At 62.1% G+C, this 16,599-nt stretch carries 14 protein-coding genes; 6 read left to right on the top strand and 8 right to left on the bottom strand.

Annotated features, from left to right (window positions below; all coding sequences use genetic code 11):
- Nucleotides 1-8: 8 nt before the first annotated feature.
- Nucleotides 9-1,886: an MFS transporter gene (locus M1D87_RS06450; protein WP_015269262.1), complete on the bottom strand. Its 1,878-nt coding sequence runs from the start codon at nucleotides 1,884-1,886 to the stop codon at nucleotides 9-11.
- Between the two features lie 260 nt (nucleotides 1,887-2,146).
- On the opposite strand from M1D87_RS06450, the gene M1D87_RS06445 reads away from it, so the two are divergent.
- Nucleotides 2,147-3,325 carry an MFS transporter gene (locus M1D87_RS06445; RefSeq protein WP_421091875.1) on the top strand — a complete coding sequence of 393 codons (1,179 nt, stop codon included), beginning with the start codon at nucleotides 2,147-2,149 and terminating at the stop codon, nucleotides 3,323-3,325.
- A 231-nt stretch (nucleotides 3,326-3,556) separates the two neighbouring features.
- Nucleotides 3,557-7,033, top strand: coding sequence for a hybrid sensor histidine kinase/response regulator (locus tag M1D87_RS06440; RefSeq protein ID WP_409280185.1), 3,477 nt, complete (start codon nucleotides 3,557-3,559; stop codon nucleotides 7,031-7,033).
- Here the strand turns inward: M1D87_RS06440 and M1D87_RS06435 are convergent.
- Nucleotides 7,005-8,378 carry a DNA recombination protein RmuC gene (locus tag M1D87_RS06435; RefSeq protein ID WP_176483534.1) on the bottom strand — a complete coding sequence of 458 codons (1,374 nt, stop codon included), beginning with the start codon at nucleotides 8,376-8,378 and terminating at the stop codon, nucleotides 7,005-7,007. The genes M1D87_RS06440 and M1D87_RS06435 overlap by 29 nt on opposite strands.
- Nucleotides 8,379-8,670: 292 nt before the next feature.
- Entirely contained in the window at nucleotides 8,671-9,090 is a 420-nt protein-coding gene (locus M1D87_RS06430; RefSeq protein ID WP_024086418.1) for a tetratricopeptide repeat protein, read from the bottom strand.
- A 951-nt stretch (nucleotides 9,091-10,041) separates the two neighbouring features.
- Between M1D87_RS06430 and M1D87_RS06425 the strand changes: the two genes are divergently transcribed.
- The 3 genes from M1D87_RS06425 to M1D87_RS06415 all read left to right on the top strand — a co-directional run bounded on the left by M1D87_RS06425 (nucleotide 10,042) and on the right by M1D87_RS06415 (nucleotide 12,426).
- The gene (locus tag M1D87_RS06425; RefSeq protein WP_003257337.1) at nucleotides 10,042-10,266 is read left to right on the top strand and encodes a hypothetical protein; all 225 of its coding nucleotides are present in this window, start codon (nucleotides 10,042-10,044) and stop codon (nucleotides 10,264-10,266) included.
- 249 nt (nucleotides 10,267-10,515) lie between these two features.
- Entirely contained in the window at nucleotides 10,516-10,998 is a 483-nt protein-coding gene (locus M1D87_RS06420; protein ID WP_367245485.1) for a hypothetical protein, read from the top strand.
- A gap of 147 nt (nucleotides 10,999-11,145) precedes the next feature.
- Nucleotides 11,146-12,426: an OmpP1/FadL family transporter gene (locus M1D87_RS06415; protein ID WP_039614588.1), complete on the top strand. Its 1,281-nt coding sequence runs from the start codon at nucleotides 11,146-11,148 to the stop codon at nucleotides 12,424-12,426.
- 41 nt (nucleotides 12,427-12,467) lie between these two features.
- On the opposite strand, the gene M1D87_RS06410 is transcribed toward M1D87_RS06415, so the two are convergent.
- Nucleotides 12,468-13,397 (bottom strand): LysR family transcriptional regulator, encoded by a 930-nt coding sequence (locus M1D87_RS06410; protein ID WP_421091874.1) that lies wholly within the window; start codon nucleotides 13,395-13,397, stop codon nucleotides 12,468-12,470.
- 114 nt (nucleotides 13,398-13,511) lie between these two features.
- On the opposite strand from M1D87_RS06410, the gene M1D87_RS06405 reads away from it, so the two are divergent.
- Complete coding sequence (locus tag M1D87_RS06405) at nucleotides 13,512-13,772, top strand: DUF2798 domain-containing protein (protein ID WP_061303109.1); 261 nt, start codon at nucleotides 13,512-13,514, stop codon at nucleotides 13,770-13,772.
- Here M1D87_RS06405 and M1D87_RS06400 read toward each other — a convergent pair.
- The 4 genes from M1D87_RS06400 to M1D87_RS06385 form a co-directional block, all read right to left on the bottom strand.
- Nucleotides 13,753-14,001 (bottom strand): hypothetical protein, encoded by a 249-nt coding sequence (locus M1D87_RS06400; protein WP_421091873.1) that lies wholly within the window; start codon nucleotides 13,999-14,001, stop codon nucleotides 13,753-13,755. The two genes, M1D87_RS06405 and M1D87_RS06400, sit on opposite strands and share 20 nt — an antisense overlap.
- Nucleotides 14,002-14,663: 662 nt before the next feature.
- Complete coding sequence (locus M1D87_RS06395; RefSeq protein WP_123085858.1) at nucleotides 14,664-15,215, bottom strand: glutathione peroxidase; 552 nt, start codon at nucleotides 15,213-15,215, stop codon at nucleotides 14,664-14,666.
- A 46-nt stretch (nucleotides 15,216-15,261) separates the two neighbouring features.
- The gene (locus M1D87_RS06390; RefSeq protein ID WP_461241464.1) at nucleotides 15,262-15,384 is read right to left on the bottom strand and encodes a hypothetical protein; all 123 of its coding nucleotides are present in this window, start codon (nucleotides 15,382-15,384) and stop codon (nucleotides 15,262-15,264) included.
- Nucleotides 15,381-16,583 carry an MFS transporter gene (locus tag M1D87_RS06385; RefSeq protein ID WP_015269253.1) on the bottom strand — a complete coding sequence of 401 codons (1,203 nt, stop codon included), beginning with the start codon at nucleotides 16,581-16,583 and terminating at the stop codon, nucleotides 15,381-15,383. The genes M1D87_RS06390 and M1D87_RS06385 overlap by 4 nt, the downstream gene beginning before the upstream one ends.
- Nucleotides 16,584-16,599 lie beyond the last annotated feature (16 nt).

Below are 16,599 nucleotides of genomic sequence, written 5' to 3'. Positions count from 1 at the left end.
GCCCTCCCCTAGCGCAGGTTGCCGCGCAGGCGGCTGACCTGCTCACGCAAGGCTTCTGGCTGCGCCGCCTCCACCGGGATGGCGGCGCCTGCCACGATGGTCACCCGCGACCACAGGCGCTTGAAAAAGCCCTTGGCCGGGTCACGGCTGAAGAAGCTGCCCCACAGCCCCTGCAAGGCCAACGGAATGACCGGCACCGGGGTTTCTTCGAGGATGCGGTTGACGCCGCCCTTGAACACGTCGATTTCGCCATCCCCGGTCAGCTTGCCTTCAGGGAAGATGCATACCAGCTCGCCATCGGCCAGGTACTCGGCAATGCGCGCGAAAGCACGTTCGTAGATGGCCAGGTCTTCGTTGCGCCCGGCAATCGGGATGGCGCCTGCGGTGCGGAACACGAAGTTGAGTACCGGCAGGTTGTAGATCTTGTAGTACATGACGAAGCGGATCGGCCGACGGATCGCCCCGCCCAGCAGCAGCGCATCGACGAACGACACGTGGTTGCAAACCAGCAGCGCCGCGCCTTCGTCGGGGATGCGTTCGAGGTCGCGGTGCTGCACGCGGTACATCGAATGGCTGAGCAGCCAGATCAGGAAGCGCATGGTGAACTCGGGCACGATCCTGAAGATATAGGCGTTGACCGCGATGTTGAGCAGCGACACCACCAGGAACAGTTGCGGGATGGTCAGCTCGGCCAGGCCCAGCAGTATGATGGTGAGCACTGCCGACACCACCATGAACAGGGCATTGAGGATGTTGTTGGCCGCGATCACCCGGGCGCGCTGGTCTTCGGCGGTGCGGGCCTGGATCAGTGCATACAGCGGTACGATGTAGAAGCCGCCGAACACCCCAAGGCCGACGATAGACAGCAGGATCCACCAGGCCTGGCCCATGCCCAACAGCGCCAACCAGTCGTGCGGTGCCGCCGCAGCCGGCACATCGCCGGAGTGCCACCACCAAAGCAGGCCGAACAGGCTCAGCCCGAACGAGCCGAACGGCACCAGGCCGATTTCCACCTTGCGCCCGCTGAGCCGCTCGCACAGCAGCGAACCCAAGGCAATCCCCACCGAGAACAGGGTCAGCACCAGGGTCACCACCGTGCCGTCACCGTGCAGCCAGTCCTTGGCGTAGGCCGGGATCTGCGTGAGGTAGATGGCACCGACGAACCAGAACCACGAGTTGCCGACGATCGAGCGCGACACCGCCGGCGGCTGCCCCAGGCCCATGCGCAGGATCGCCCACGACTGCCTGAAGATGTTCCAGTCCAGCGGCATTTGCGGTGAAGCGGCAGCGGCCCGCGGGATCCAGCGGCTGGCCAGGTAACCGAGCACGGCGGTGCCGACCACGCCACCAGCCACCACGGTGGCATAGCTGTCGGCCGACATCATCACCCCGGCGCCGATCGTGCCGGCGAGGATGGCCAGGAAGGTACCGGTTTCCACCAGCCCGTTGCCGCCGACCAGCTCTTCTTCGCGCAGGGCCTGCGGCAGGATCGAGTACTTCACCGGGCCGAACAGCGCCGAGTGGGTTCCCATGCCGAACAGCGCCACCAGCATCAGCGCCAGGTGATTGGTGATGAAACCGAGCGCGCCTACCGCCATGATCGCGATCTCGGCCAGCTTGATGGCCCGGATCAGCGCATCCTTGGCGAACTTCTCGCCAAACTGCCCGCCCAGCGCAGAGAACAGGAAGAACGGCAGGATGAACAGCAGGGCGCACAGGTTGACCCAGATCGAACGGTCACCGTCGCCCAGGCTGAGCTTGAACAGGATCGCCAAGATCAGCGACTGCTTGAACAGGTTGTCGTTGAAGGCACCCAGCGACTGGGTGATGAAAAACGGCAGGAAACGCCGCTTGCCGAGCAAGGTGAATTGCGAGGAGTGACTCATCGTCCTTGGTCCTGAGGGCTTTTCAATTGGAGGCGCGCAGGGCGCGACAAGCCACAAATCTGCATGGGAAATGCACTGACTGGCAAGCGCTCAAGGATTTTGGAGGGCTGTACCGGCCCTTTCGCGGGCACGCCCGCTCCCACAGGGATATCACATGCCTTGAGGGCATGTGAGAGCGGGCGTGCCCGCGAAAGGCCTGCGCAGCAGGCCTCTGTTGGCATATGCTGGCCCCCGGCAAAACAGAACAACAAGGATGTGTAATGCTCGCCGCCATAAAACGCTACCCGCACAGTGTGCGCCTGCTGCTCGGCACCACCTTCACCCTCACCGTCGCCCGTGCCCTTACCCTGCCCTACCTGGTGGTGTACCTGGCCGACAACTTCCAGCTGCCGATCAGCCAGATCGGCCTGCTGATCGGTGGTGCACTGATCATCGCCTCGCTGCTGAGCCTGTATGGCGGCCACCTTGTGGACACCTTGCGCAACCACACCCTGGTCAGCGCCAGCACCCTGCTGTTTGCCCTGGCTTTCGTCGGCGCGGTCGCCAGCAACTCGGCGCTGCTGTTCTTTATCTGCCTGGTACTGATCAACCTGGCCCTGGCAGTGGTCGACATCGCTGCCAAGGCGGGCTTCTGCGCATTGCTGCCGGTGGAGGCACGGGCCGAAGTCTTCGCCATCAAGTACACCCTCAGCAACGTCGGCTACGCCGCCGGCCCTCTGCTGGGCGTGGCCATGCTGGAGCTGAACGACCATATGCCGTTCATTGCCTCCGCCCTGCTCGGCCTGGGTATGTGCCTGACCTACTGGCGCTTGGGGGACCGCGGCCTGCAGGCCAGTGTGCCGGACAAACCCGGGGTCGGCTTTGGCCAGGTGGCGCTGGGTCTGGCCCGTGACCGACGGCTGATATGCTTCACCCTGGGCGGGGTGCTGAGCGCGGTAGTATTCGGCCAGTTCACTGCCTACCTGTCGCAGTACCTGGTGATAACCAGCAGCCCGGCCGAGGCGGCGCGCCTGATCGGTTACCTGGTGACCACCAACGCGGTGACGGTGATTGCCCTGCAGTACCTGATCGGCCGCCGCATCAGCCGCCAGCGCCTGATGCCCTGGCTGCTGGCCGGCATGGGCCTGTTCATCGCCGGGCTGCTGGGCTTTGCCCTGGCCGGTTCGGCGCTGGCGTGGTGCCTGGCGATGCTGGTGTTCACCCTGGGCGAGATCATCGTGATCCCGGCCGAGTACATGTTCATCGACCTGATCGCGCCGGAGCACTTGCGTGGGGTGTATTACGGCGCGCAGAACCTGTCCAACCTCGGTGCGGCGCTGGGGCCGGTGATGGTGGGGTTTGCCCTGGTACATCTGTGGCCGGGGGCGATCTTCTACCTGCTGGTGTTGTCGGTGATACTGGCGGGGGTGTTTTATTGGCTGGGTACCCGCAAAGGATGATGTCTGCTCTGCTGGCCTCTTCGCGGGTGAACCCGCTCCCACAGGGACAGCGCCCCTTTCAAAGCCTGTGCAGTAACTGTGGGAGCGGGTTCACCCGCGAAAGGGCCGGCACAGGTTAAAGAGAACCCTGCGACCACCTGCCACTGCGACCATCGTCTGCGCTGACGAAGCGGCACCTGCGTGCCAGACTGATTGATCGGGACCGCGTTATCTTTTTGCTTCGGAGTCTTCATGTCGTTGTCCAGCGGGCTGATCGCCGTGGTCGCCCTGGTCTATATGGCCATCATGTTCGCCATCGCCTTCTACGGCGACCGCCGCAGCACACCGTTGCCGCCGAAGCTGCGTGCCTGGGTGTACAGCCTGTCGCTGGCCGTTTACTGCACCAGCTGGACCTTCTTCGGCGCGGTCGGCCAGGCCGCCGAACAGCTCTGGGCATTCCTGCCGATTTACCTGGGCCCGGTGCTGCTGCTGATCTTCGCGCCCTGGGTGCTGCAGAAGATGGTGCTGATCAGCAAGCAACAGAACATCACCTCGATTGCCGACTTCATCGCCGCGCGCTATGGCAAGTCGCAGTCCCTGGCGGTGGTCGTGGCGCTCATCTGCCTGGTAGGCGTGCTGCCGTACATCGCCTTGCAACTCAAGGGCATCGTGCTGGGCGTGAACCTGCTGATCGGCGCCAACGCCGACGCCACCGGCACCCGCGTACAGGACACCGCACTGGTTGTATCCCTGGTACTGGCACTGTTCGCCATCGTCTTCGGTACCCGCAGCCTGGACGTGACCGAACACCACCGTGGCATGGTCCTGGCGATTGCCTTCGAATCACTGATCAAGCTGCTGGCCTTCCTCGCCGTGGGCATCTTCGTCGTCTTCAACCTGTATGACGGCTTCGACGACCTGTTCAGCCAGGCGCGCCAGTCGATCCACCTTCAGGACTATTGGCAGGAGACCATCAATTGGCCGTCGATGGTGGTGCAGACCGCCGTGGCGATGATGGCGATCATCTGCCTGCCACGGCAATTCCACGTTACCGTGGTGGAGAACATCGAACCCCAGGACATGCGCCTGGCGCGCTGGGTATTCCCGATGTACCTGGCGCTCGCCGCATTGTTCGTGGTGCCGATCGCCCTGGCCGGGCAGATGCTGCTGCCGGGCACGGTGATCTCCGATTCGTTCGTCATCAGCCTTCCTCTGGCCGAGGCACACCCGAGCCTGGCCCTGCTGGCATTCATCGGTGGTGCATCGGCGGCCACGGGCATGGTCATCGTCGAGGCCGTGGCGCTGTCGACCATGGTCTCCAACGACATGCTGCTGCCCTGGCTGCTGCGCCGTACCAACGCCGAGCGGCCGTTCGAGGCATTCCGCCACTGGATGCTCTCGGTACGCCGGGTGACCATCGTGGTGATCCTGCTGCTGGCGTATGTCAGCTACCGCCTGCTGGGTTCCACCGCCAGCCTGGCGACCATCGGCCAGATCGCCTTTGCCGCCGTGACCCAGCTGACCCCGGCCATGCTCGGTGCGCTGTACTGGAAGCAGGCCAACCGCCGCGGCGTATTCGCGGGCCTGGCTGCAGGTATCTTCCTTTGGTTCTACACCCTCGTCCTGCCGATCGCGGCGCACAGCCTGGGATGGTCGCTGCAGCTGTTTCCGGGGTTGGCGTGGCTGCACGGCAATCCGCTAAACCTGCCGATCAGCCCGCTGACCCAAGGCGTGGTGCTGTCGCTGGCGGGTAACTTCACGCTGTTCGCCTGGGTCTCGGTGCTTTCGCGCACGCGGGTTTCCGAGCATTGGCAGGCCGGCCGCTTCATCGGCCAGCAGACTAGCGCCAGGCCCAGCAGCAAGCCGCTGCTGGCGGTGCAGATCGACGACCTGCTGACCCTGGCCTCGCGCTTCGTTGGTGAAGAACGCGCCCGGCAGAGCTTCATCCGCTTCGCCTACCGCCAGGGCAAGGGCTTCAACCCCAACCAGAACGCCGACGGCGACTGGATCGAACATACCGAACGCCTGCTGGCCGGCGTACTCGGCACGTCGTCGACCCGCGCCGTGGTCAAGGCCGCCATCGAAGGCCGCGACATGCAGCTGGAAGACGTGGTGCGTATCGCCGACGAAGCCAGCGAGGTGCTGCAGTTCAACCGCGCCCTGCTGCAAGGGGCCATCGAGAACATCAACCAGGGCATCAGCGTGGTCGACCAGAACCTGCACCTGGTGGCCTGGAACCGCCGTTACCTGGAACTGTTCAACTACCCCGACGGGCTGATCAGCGTGGGCCGGCCGATCGCCGACATCATCCGCTACAACGCCGAGCGTGGCCTGTGCGGACCGGGCGAGGCGCAGGTGCACGTGGCGCGTCGCCTGCACTGGATGCGTCAGGGCCGTGCGCACTCCTCCGAGCGCTTGTTCCCCAATGGCCGGGTGATCGAGCTGATCGGCAACCCGATGCCGGGCGGCGGTTTCGTCATGAGCTTCACCGACATCACCCCGTTCCGTGAGGCCGAGCAGGCCCTGCGCGATGCCAACGAACGCCTGGAGCAAAGGGTGGCGGAACGCACCCAGGAGCTGTCGCAACTGAACCAGGCGTTGTCCGAAGCCAAGAGCCGTGCCGAAGCGGTGAGCCAGTCCAAGACCCGTTTCCTGGCCGCGGTCAGCCATGACCTGATGCAGCCGCTGAACGCGGCCCGGCTGTTCTCCGCCGCCTTGTCGCAACAGGCCGAGGGCATGAATGAAGAGGCCCGGCAGCTGGTGCAGCACATGGACAGTTCGCTGCGCTCGGCCGAAGAGCTGATCAGCGACCTGCTGGACATCTCACGCCTTGAAAACGGCAAGATTACCCCGGATGCCAAACCCTTTGCCCTCAACGAGCTGTTCGACACCCTGGGTGCCGAATTCAAGGTGCTGGCCGCCGAGAAGGGCCTGGAATTCCGCCTGCGCGGCAGCCGCCTGCGGGTGGACAGTGACATGAAGCTGCTGCGCCGGGTGCTGCAGAACTTCCTGACCAACGCCCTGCGCTACGGCAAGAGCCCGATCCTGCTGGGCACACGGCGCCAGGGTGAACAGTTGTGGCTTGAAGTGTGGGACCGCGGCCCCGGCATCGCCGACGACAAGCTGCAGGTGATCTTCCAGGAGTTCAAGCGCCTGGACAGCCACCAGACCCGCGCCGAGAAGGGCCTGGGCCTGGGCCTGGCGATCGCCGACGGCCTGTGCCGGGTACTGGGGCACAAGCTGGAAGTGCGCTCGTGGCCGGGCAAGGGCACGGTGTTCCGCGTCAGCGTACCAATTGCCCACCAGGCCGCACCGGCGCCCGCCGCCCCGGTGGAACAGGGCGGCCAGCCACTGGCCGGGCTGCAGGTACTGTGCGTAGATAACGAAGACAGCATCCTGATCGGCATGAACAGCCTGCTCAGCCGCTGGGGTTGCCAGGTGTGGACCGCGCGCAACCGCGCCGAATGCGAAGCTCTGCTGGCCAAGGGCATGCGCCCGCACCTGGCGCTGGTGGACTACCACCTGGACGACGGCGAAACTGGTACTGGGCTGATGGGCTGGCTACGCGCGCGCCTTGGCGAGCCGGTGCCGGGCGTGGTGATCAGCGCTGACGGCAGCAAGGAAACCATCGCCATGGTGCATGCCTCTGGCCTGGACTACCTGGCCAAGCCGGTCAAGCCGGCGGCCCTGCGTGCCATGCTCAATCGCCATCTGAGCCTGGTTCAGTAAGCGCTTCGTCCGGCAACGCCTCATCGGACAGCGCCCGCTCCAGCAGGTCGGCCGGCAGGCTCTTGCTGGCGCGGGCGCCCAGCAGCTTCAGCTGTTCGCTGCGGCTGACCAGGTTGCCGCGCCCTTCGCAGAGCTTGTTACGCGCGGCAGCATAGGCCTTGTCCACCTGCTGCAGGCGGCTGCCCAACTCGTCCAGATCCTGGATGAACAGCACGAACTTGTCGTACAGCCAGCCGGCGCGTTCGGCGATCTCGCGGGCGTTCTGGCCCTGGCGTTCCTGCTTCCACAGGCTGTCGATCACCCGCAAGGTGGCCAGCAAGGTGGTCGGGCTGACGATCACGATCTGCCGGTCGAAGGCTTCCTGGAACAGATTCGGCTCGGCCTGCAGGGCTGCCGAGAAGGCGGCCTCGATCGGCACGAACAGCAGCACGAAATCCAGGCTGTGCAGGCCTTCGAGGCGGTTGTAGTCCTTGCTCGACAGGCCTTTGACGTGGCTGCGCAGCGACTGCACATGCTGCTTGAGCGCAGCCTCGTCGTTGCCGGCGACGAACTGCTGGTAGGCGGTGAGGCTGACCTTGGCATCCACCACTACCTGCTTGTCGCCGGGCAGCATGATCAGAACGTCAGGCTGGAAGCGCTCGCCATCGGCGCTCTTCAAGCTGACCTGGGTCTGGTATTCGCGGCCCTTTTCCAGGCCGGCATGCTCCAATACCCGTTCGAGGATCAACTCACCCCAGTTGCCCTGGGTTTTCTGGCCCTTCAGCGCCTGGGTCAGGTTGGTGGCTTCGTCGGACAGGCGCAGGTTGAGTTGCTGCAGGCGCTCCAGCTCCTTGCCCAGCGAGAAGCGCTCGCGGGCTTCCTGCTGGTAGCTCTCTTCCACGCGTTTTTCGAAAGCCTGGATGCGCTCCTTGAGCGGGTCGAGCAACTGGCCGAGATGCTGCTGGCTGGTCTGGGCGAAGCGCTGTTCGCGCTCGTCGAAGATCTTGGTAGCCATGTCGGCGAACTGGGCGCGCAGGGTGTCGCGGGCTTCCTGCAGGTCTTCCAGGCGCTGCTGGTGGCTTTCCTGCTGCTCGCGCAGCTCGGCGTCCAGGCGTGCGGTCTGGGCCTCCAGGCGACGCAGTTCGGCTTCGCGGTTGGCACGTTCGAGGTTCCAGGCGTGAGCGGCATCACGGGCATTGTCACGGTCGATCTGCAGCAGTTCCAGCTCACGGCCCTGGGCGGCCAGCTGGGTCTGCTTGACGGTGTTGGCTTCGCTGAGATCGCTGATTTCATCGCGGCAGGCGTCCAGTTGCGCCTGCAGGCCGGCCAGGGCCAGCTGGGCAGCACTGAGGCGCTCTTCGAGCAAAGCCTGCTCGCCTTGCCGCGTGCCCTGGCGACGCTGCAACTGCATGGCCCAACCCAGGCAAGGTAATGCACCTGCCACCAAGCCCAGCAGAATGCTGGCCAGATCCACTGTCATGCTTACCCCGAATGATCCTGGATGAATGCATCGCAGCTTATCAGCCTGAGCGGTGTGTTGCCTGTTCAGCCCTCTTCGCGGGTAAACCCGCTCCTACAGGGATTGCACAGTATCCGAGGTATAGCTATTCCTGTGGGAGCGGGTTTACCCGCGAAAAGGCCAGTGCTGGCAACACACCTCAGGCATGGAACCACTGCCGCAAAAGCCGCCGCGCTTCCTGCGACCCCTGCCCCGCCGCCAGTTCCAGCCAGTACCGCGCCTGCTCCGGCTCGTTGTGCTGGCACAGCCGCGCATACTCCAGCTGCGCCCGCCGATCACCGGCGCGGGCCGCCTGGCGCAGCAGTTCATGGCCAATACGCCGGTCACGGGCATTGCCGCAATCACGGCACAACATCTGTCCCAGGCGGCTTTGCGCCACTACCACACCCTGACGCGCCGGCTGTTTCAACAGGCGCCCGGCCAAGTGCTTGACCTGCGGCTTGTCACCCAGGCGCGGGTTGTCGAGCAACCACAAGGCCACTTTGAGGGAGAAACGTTTGGGGGGAGGCGCAGGCGTCGATGCAGCAGGGCTGGCGAGGTGTTTACCGCGAAACTTCATGAGCAACAGGATTGGCAACTCGAAAGGCGCGCCACTCTACCCTTTTTTTTGCGACATGGCCTTCCGATTTCTGCAGGATTGAAAAAATTTTCAATGATCTTTTCTTGACGTTTTCAAGTGGATGACCAACTGGGTTCCTGAAGCATGTCGATTGTCGGACAGTTCACTGTATTGCTGGCACGCCCGTCCTAGAGCAAGCGCCAGGGACAATCCACAGTTCCTGTGGATAACTCGGTGGACAACCCCCTGGCATCCCTCGCAAACCCCTATGAATTGGGGCTTTCGCTCAAACTGACGATTTTTTCACCAGCTAAAAATAGTGTTTTTTTTCATTGACTTAACCGGCCAGTCAAGGCATTGGCGAGGCTGTGATGGCATGCTGCAAGGCAGTTGCAAGCGCTGCTCCGAATGTGAACAAGTGCACCAAAAACCTTCAATTGAATGCACGAAATCGGTACATCAGGCCGGATACGGGCCTTTTGCAGCCCCTTCCCATCAGGGGAAATACGCGCCATACTGCGCGGCTAACCTGTATTAACACGAAGTCCTTGCCAAGCACCTGTATTTTCGTTAAGGTGCGCATCGTTAGTACCAAGCTGAAAGTCAATTCTGGCCTCAAGCGTCCTTGCAGACACACTCCTCCCAAGGGTGACGCTGCTGAAACCAGGACCGGCCCATTCGATGATTCACTCGCCAGCCCAGCGCTGTTCAAGCACGAATCACGTGACAGATTGATCAGGATCCCACCCCGACGGCCTAGAACCTTGGCCCCGGCGTGCTGCCTGCCCTCTGAAGTACCTACCAGTCAGCCCACGCGCCCACCTTTGATTGCGCTCCCTCTGGCTGCCCTGTTCCAGTCAGGTTCGTTCGTCCCTTAATAAAGGCGTCACTGGAACGTTTCTATCATGCACGGATCATAACCCCGTGTTTAAAGCAGGAACCTCCAACAATATGCAAACTCATCATCAGATTCAGGCTGCCATTGGCACCCTCTCCCAGGCCTTCTCGCCGTTGAAGTGCCTTATCGTTGCCCCTCGCAAAGGCAGCTTCAGCTTCACCCTGGTAGACGAACACGGCGTCGCCTGCCACACCGAACGCCTGTACCCCGAACAGTACAGCCGCAGTGAACCGCTGCAGGCGGTCATCGCCCGAACCCGCCAGTCGCTCACCGCGTGAGCGGCGAATGCTGCGGTATTCAAGCGCTGAATCATGCCATCGCAAGCCTGCCTGAACGTTCGTGGCGTAATTGCCTTAAGGCATATAGCCAAGTACGTCAGGCAGCAATCGATTTAAAAACAGCCCTTTACACCACGATTATCACACTACACTTCAACTCGAGCGGTGCTTGCCGCTTCCGGCGGGCCTGATCACTCACCAGCTGCCAAGCTCCAGCGCCCGTCCGGCCCTTAACTGCTCGAGGGCATCATGGGTATCGCGGCGAATGAATTGTGTCAGTATGTGATCCGACCCACCCTGGTCTACCTGAACCGTCACTGCGCCAGCGCCGAAGCCTTGTTGCTTGGCATCGCCGCCAGCCAGTCGGCCCTGGGGTCGGCCTTGCACGACCGTCGTGGGCACGGTCTGTACCGTATCGGCGAACACCGTCACCAGGCTATCTGGGACGACTATCTTGCCCGTGACCCCGACCTGGCCAGCCTGGTCCGCGGCCTGGCCAGCCAGCACGCCTTCCTCGGCGGCCCGCACCTGGAACTCACCGTCAACCTGCGTTATTCAACCGCGATTGCCTGGATGCTCATCGAAGAGCAGGCCACGCCACTGCCTGCCGCCGATGACCTTCTCGCGCTTGCGCGAATCTGGCGACAGATTTTCAACCCCCAAGGTCGACTGCGCGACTTCACACAGGCCTGGCATACCTGCATAGATCAGAGATTGCCGCAGGCATCTTAAGACGCGTCCTACAACGTGCCCGGAAAAAAGGGAATTTTGGTCGGATTGTCCTACAAAACCGCTCTATCTCCTGCGATTGAGGCTATAGCGCGGCGCGTGATTTGTTGGTAGCTTTTCGCCCCGGAGATCCCAAGGAGTTTTCTAATAATGAAAAAAGTAATGCTCAAAGCCTCCCTCGGCGTAGCCGTTGCACTTGCTTCCAGCCAACTGCTCGCCGCAGGTTTCGCGCTGAACGAACAAAGCATCAGCGGCATGGGAACCGGGTTTGCGGGACGTTCGTCTTCTGCCGAAGATGCCAGCACGGTGTATGGCAACCCTGCGGGCATGTCTCGCCTCAAGCGCGAACAGGTCACCGTGGGTGGCGCGGCTGTCATTGCCAAAACTGATATTTCGGGTCGTGGTAGCAATTTCGGGGGGGAAACCGATGGCGACATGGTCCCGGTCGTGGGTGTACCCATGGGCTATTACGTCAAACCTATCGATGATCACTGGAGCGTCGGTTTCGGCGTTTACGTGCCATACGGCCTGATCACGGACTACGGCAGCGACGACGCGGCACGCTACTGGGGCAAGAAGAGCAAGGTCGAGGTTGTCACCTTCCAGCCAACCATCAGCTATGCCTTCAACGACAAGGTGTCGATCGGTTTCGGTCCGACCATCAACCGTATCAAGGGTGAACTGGGCTCGAATCTGTCCAGCAAGGCGCTGCTGGGCCCGAACGGGCCGGATGGCGAAATCAAGATCAAGGGCGACGACACCGCGATCGGTTACAACATTGGCGTCCTCGTGCAAGCCACAGACCGTACCCGCCTGGGCCTGACCTATCACTCCATGGTCGACTACAAGCTTGAAGGCGACACGCGAGTGTCGTACCCGATTGCAGCCCTCGGCCTGAACGGCAAATTCGACGCCAGCCTGAAAATAAAGACGCCAGAATCGGTGGACTTCTCGATCACCCATGAACTGGATGACCAGTGGACACTCTATGCGGGTAGTACCTGGACTCGCTGGAGCCGCCTGGAGAGCATCGTTGTCAAGAACGAAGCACCGACGGGCTACCCACTGCAGACCATCACCGAAGAGCAAAACTGGCATGACACCTGGGCACACGCCATTGGTGCTGCCTACAAGGTGAACAAGGAGTGGACCCTGCGTGCAGGCTTCTCCGTCGACCAGTCGCCCACCAACAACCATGATCGCTCGCCGCGCATTCCTACCGGAGACCGCAAGGCTGTCAGCTTTGGTGCCGGTTGGAGCCCGAACGACGACATGACCATCGATGTTGCCTACTCGTATCTGTGGGAAGAGGATACCAAGGTGAACAATGTGTCCGGCTCGCCGACACAACAGGCGCTGAAAGGCACCTATCAGGCCAAGTATGAGAACAGTGCTCACGGTATTGGTGCATCCCTTACCTACCGCTTCTGATTCATACGCGTGACATGAAAACCGCCCTCGTGGCGGTTTTTTTACACCTTCACCTGCCAGTCATCGCCCAGGCATTCGCGCAGGTAGTCCATGAACACCTGTACTTTTGCGGTCATGGCAAAGCGGTCGGCCAGGCACAGATAGATATCCATCGGTTCGGTCTGGGCATAGGCCTGGCCGCTATCGCTGTATTCGAACAACGGCACCAGCGCCCCGTTATCCAGATGCGGCCTTACGATGAACTCGGCAAGGCGGGTGATGCCGCCATCGTGCAGCGCCATCTGGGTCAGGGCATCGATGTCGTCGCTGATCAGGACACTACCGAACTCTGCCTCGAACCGCAGCCCGTCGCGCATGAACCCCCAACGCAGGAAGCGTCCATCCACCGGGTAGCGGAACACCAGGCAGCGGTGCTCACGCAACGCCTCGGGCGTGGCCGGCACGCCGGCGCTTTGCAGGTAACCGGGCGAGGCACAGCAAACGAACGGGATGCGGGCGATATGCCTGGCCAGCAACTGGTCTTCTAGCTGCGGGGTAATGCGCAGGCTTACATCCACATCCTCCCGCGCGTGGTTGACCCGGCGATCAGTCGTTACCAACTCTATCGAAAGCAGTGGGTAGCGGGCACTGAACGCAGGTATCAATGGCGCCAGCACGTGGCGACCGAAGGCGGACGTCGAGGCAATGCACAGCCGCCCTTGGGGGTTACTGTCGGGGGTGGTGACGGCCTGTTCGGCCAAGGCCAGATCGCGCTCGATGTGCCTGACGCGTTCGTAATACTGGGTACCAGCGGGTGTCAGCGCCATGCTGCGGGTGGTGCGGCTGAGAAGGCGAACCTGCAAGTGACCTTCCAGGCGTGCCAGGTTCTGGCTGACCGCAGCCGGGCTCAGGCCCAGGTTGCGGGCACCGGCGGCGATACTGCCGGCTTCGACCACCTTGATGAAGCTGCGAATGGCGTTGAGCAGGTCCATGCTGAGCCCTTGGATTCGTAAGAATCTCTTTATAAAGAACTCAATGCGGCTGGTCTACAGCTGCTGCCGGGGGCGTTGCTAACCTGCGTCTCTACTTACTTTTCAGGAGTTCGCATGAGCAACTTGTCCCAGGCACGCAGCCGACGCAAATTGCATCCCGCCGCCACGCCTTACGTTTTTGCCTTTTACATGTCGTCGATCATGGCGCTATTGATGTGTTTCGTGATCACGGCAGCGAATGCGGGGGTCAACCCTGAGTACCTTGGCAACGTGCTGAAGGCTTACCAGTTGGCGATGCCTGTGGCGTTCGTTTGTGTATTGATGGTCAGGCCGGTGGTTGTGCGGTTGGTGGCGATTACTGTGCATGCAAAGTGAAGTAACCTGAAACCCAGACAAGTCCCCGGCTCTTGCTCTTGCTCTTGCTCTTGCTCTTGCTCTTGCTCTTGCTCTTGCTCTTGCTCTTGCTCTTGCTCTTGCTCTTGCTCTTGCTCTTGCTCTTGCTCTTGCTCTTGCTCTTGATCTTGATCTTGATCTTGATCTTGATCTTGATCTTCGCGACTTCAGGAGGCCGAGCAGAGGTCTTGCGGAGGGAGGTGACGGGCATGGATGCCCGTCAAGCGCTGAGGCCCCATGGATGGGGCCTGCAGCGCGTACTCCCGGGAGCAAGACCGGCGCGAGGGAACCCCGGAGCGCAGCGCAGGGGCCGGATGATGGGAGCGCAGCGTTTTTTTGGTTACTTTTTGCCGCGTTTGGCAAAAAGTGACTCGCCGTAAGGGCGAAAAGGTGAGTAAGCGTCGCCATCGTAAATGGACTATGCGCGATATCAAGACCAGTACTTTTCCGCTCTTCGCTCTTCGCTCTTCGCTCTTCGCTCTTCGCTCTTCGCTCTTCGCTTTCAAGCGTGGGCACCAACAACAAGGTCAACATTCATTTTCGAAGGTGGCGCTTAATCACCTTTCCGCCCTTACGGCGGGTCACTTTTTGTCAAACGCGACAAAAAGTAACCAAAAAACGCTGGCTCCCATCATCCGGCCCCTACGCTGCGCTCCGGGGTCCCCTCGCTACGGGCCTGCTCCCGGGAGTACGCGCTGCAGGCCCCATCCATGGGGCCTCAGCGCTTGACGGGCATCCATGCCCGTCACCTCCCTCCGCAGTCCCTTCGCTCGGCCTCCTGAAGTCGCAATCGGCGGCGCCTGAACTATCGCGCGCTTAAAAGCAAAAGCAAAAGCAAGAGCAAGAGCAAGAGCAAGAGCAAGAGCTGCTAGGTTATGGCTGGGAGGCAATGGCCTTTTCGATGGCTGCCCGGAACGCTGGATCATCCGGCTTGGTCAGGCTGGAAAAGTTATCAATCACCTTGCCCTTGCGGTCCACCACGTACTTGTAGAAATTCCACTTCGGCGCACTGCTCTGGCTTGCCAGCTCCGCGAACAGCGGTATCGCATCCGCGCCCCGAACCGCCTGTGTCTTGGTCATGGTAAAGGTAACGCCATAGTTGGCATAACAGACCTTGGCTGTCTTCTCACTGTCGGCGTCCTCCTGCTTGAAGTCATTGGACGGCACACCAAGCATTTCCAGGCCTTGCTCGTGATATTCCTTGTACGTCGCCTCAAGCCCCTCGAACTGCGGCGCGAAACCGCAGTAACTGGCCGTATTCACCACCACCAAGGGCTTGCCGGCAAAGCGCTCGCACAGGTCCACCTGCCCCTTGCCTCGCAACTCTGGCAGGCTGCCCTGCAACAACGCCGGGCAATCGGCAGCCCAGCTCGATGCGCCGGCAAGCAGGGCCAGCACCGGCACCGTCAACCAATGTGCACGCATGACTCGTTTCTCCCGCAAGACAATCCCTGAACTTGCAGGGTAGCGCCTAACAAACACTCATGCCCAGCTGCATCAACGCCATCCCACCCTTGTGCCAGCCCCACCACACAAGCGCCAGCAGCAACAGGGCGGCGACGGGCAGTAGCCCTCGAGCCAGGTAGCGGTTCATGCGGCCTGGGCCTGCAGGCGGGCGACCGGGCGTTCGCGCACGGGCCAATTGAGGGCGGCAGCCAGCAGGCTGAGCAGGATGGAAATCTGCCAGACCAGGTCGTAGCTGCCGGTGCGGTCATACACCACCCCGCCCAACCAACCGCCCAGGAAGGCACCCAGCTGGTGGAACAGGAAGACGATACCGCCAAGCATGGACAAGTTGCGCACGCCGAATACGGTAGCCACGGTGCCGTTGGTCAACGGCACCGTGGACAACCACAGCAGGCCCATGGCGATGCCGAACAGATAAGCACTGAATTCGGTCACCGGCGCCCAGAGGAACAGCACGATCACTACCGCACGCAGCAGGTACAACCCGGTCAGCAGGCGCGGCTTGGACATGCGCCCGCCCAGCCAGCCGGCAGTGAAGGTACCGACGATATTGAAAAGGCCTACCAGCGCCAGCACCGTGGTGCCGGTAGTCGCGGCAAGATGCTGGTCGACCAGGTAGGCCGGCAGATGCACGCCAATGAACACCACCTGGAAACCACAAACGAAAAAGCCCAGCGCCAGCAACCAGAAGCCGGAGTGCGAGCAAGCCTCGCGCAAAGCCTGGCTCAGGGTCTGTTCGGCTCCATGAGTGGGCAGAGGCCGGTCGCGCAGCAGGCCGACGAAAGGCACGATCAGCGCCACCATCAGGCCCAGGACCAGCAACGCTGCGGACCAGCCCAGCCACTGGATAAGGCCGAGCGTGCCCGGCAACATTGCGAACTGGCCAAAAGAACCAGCAGCACTGGCAATGCCCATGGCCATGCTGCGCTTTTCCGCCGGCACGGCACGCCCGACCACGCCGAGGATGACCGAGAACGAGGTGCCGGACAGACCGATACCGATCAACAAGCCGGCACTCAGCGACAACGACCAGGCCGAGTCGGCCATACCCATCAGCACCAACCCGGCAGCGTAGAGAATACCGCCAATGATCACCACCCGCGCCGCGCCCATGCGGTCAGCCAGGGCGCCGGCGAACGGTTGCGCCAGCCCCCAGATCAGGTTCTGCAAGGCGATGGCGAAGGCAAACACCTCACGCCCCCAGCCGAAGTCCGCGCTCATAGGCGCCAGGAACAGGCCGAAGCCGTGCCGCACACCCAGGGATAGCGCCAGGATCAGCGCTGCCCCCACCAATACCCACCCGCTGGTTCGCCACACCGAAGTCATTGTCGTTATCTCCAGC

Source organism: Pseudomonas sp. SA233, from assembly GCF_054792385.1.
Note: the sequence above shows the minus strand (reverse complement) of the source record. Positions and strands in the feature narration are given on the sequence as shown.

Excerpts from the sequence above, each read along its gene's own strand:
- M1D87_RS06415 (WP_039614588.1), top strand. The coding sequence starts at position 11,146 with ATGAAAAAAGTAATGCTCAAAGCCTCCCTCGGCGTAGCCGTTGCACTT.
- M1D87_RS06405 (WP_061303109.1), top strand. The coding sequence starts at position 13,512 with ATGAGCAACTTGTCCCAGGCACGCAGCCGACGCAAATTGCATCCCGCC.
- M1D87_RS06425 (WP_003257337.1), top strand. The coding sequence starts at position 10,042 with ATGCAAACTCATCATCAGATTCAGGCTGCCATTGGCACCCTCTCCCAG.
- M1D87_RS06440 (WP_409280185.1), top strand. The coding sequence starts at position 3,557 with ATGTCGTTGTCCAGCGGGCTGATCGCCGTGGTCGCCCTGGTCTATATG.
- M1D87_RS06400 (WP_421091873.1), bottom strand. The coding sequence starts at position 14,001 with ATGCCCGTCACCTCCCTCCGCAAGACCTCTGCTCGGCCTCCTGAAGTC.
- M1D87_RS06390 (WP_461241464.1), bottom strand. The coding sequence starts at position 15,384 with ATGAACCGCTACCTGGCTCGAGGGCTACTGCCCGTCGCCGCCCTGTTG.
- M1D87_RS06420 (WP_367245485.1), top strand. The coding sequence starts at position 10,516 with ATGGGTATCGCGGCGAATGAATTGTGTCAGTATGTGATCCGACCCACC.
- M1D87_RS06410 (WP_421091874.1), bottom strand. The coding sequence starts at position 13,397 with ATGGACCTGCTCAACGCCATTCGCAGCTTCATCAAGGTGGTCGAAGCC.
- M1D87_RS06430 (WP_024086418.1), bottom strand. The coding sequence starts at position 9,090 with ATGAAGTTTCGCGGTAAACACCTCGCCAGCCCTGCTGCATCGACGCCT.
- M1D87_RS06395 (WP_123085858.1), bottom strand. The coding sequence starts at position 15,215 with ATGCGTGCACATTGGTTGACGGTGCCGGTGCTGGCCCTGCTTGCCGGC.
- M1D87_RS06450 (WP_015269262.1), bottom strand. The coding sequence starts at position 1,886 with ATGAGTCACTCCTCGCAATTCACCTTGCTCGGCAAGCGGCGTTTCCTG.
- M1D87_RS06445 (WP_421091875.1), top strand. The coding sequence starts at position 2,147 with ATGCTCGCCGCCATAAAACGCTACCCGCACAGTGTGCGCCTGCTGCTC.
- M1D87_RS06385 (WP_015269253.1), bottom strand. The coding sequence starts at position 16,583 with ATGACTTCGGTGTGGCGAACCAGCGGGTGGGTATTGGTGGGGGCAGCG.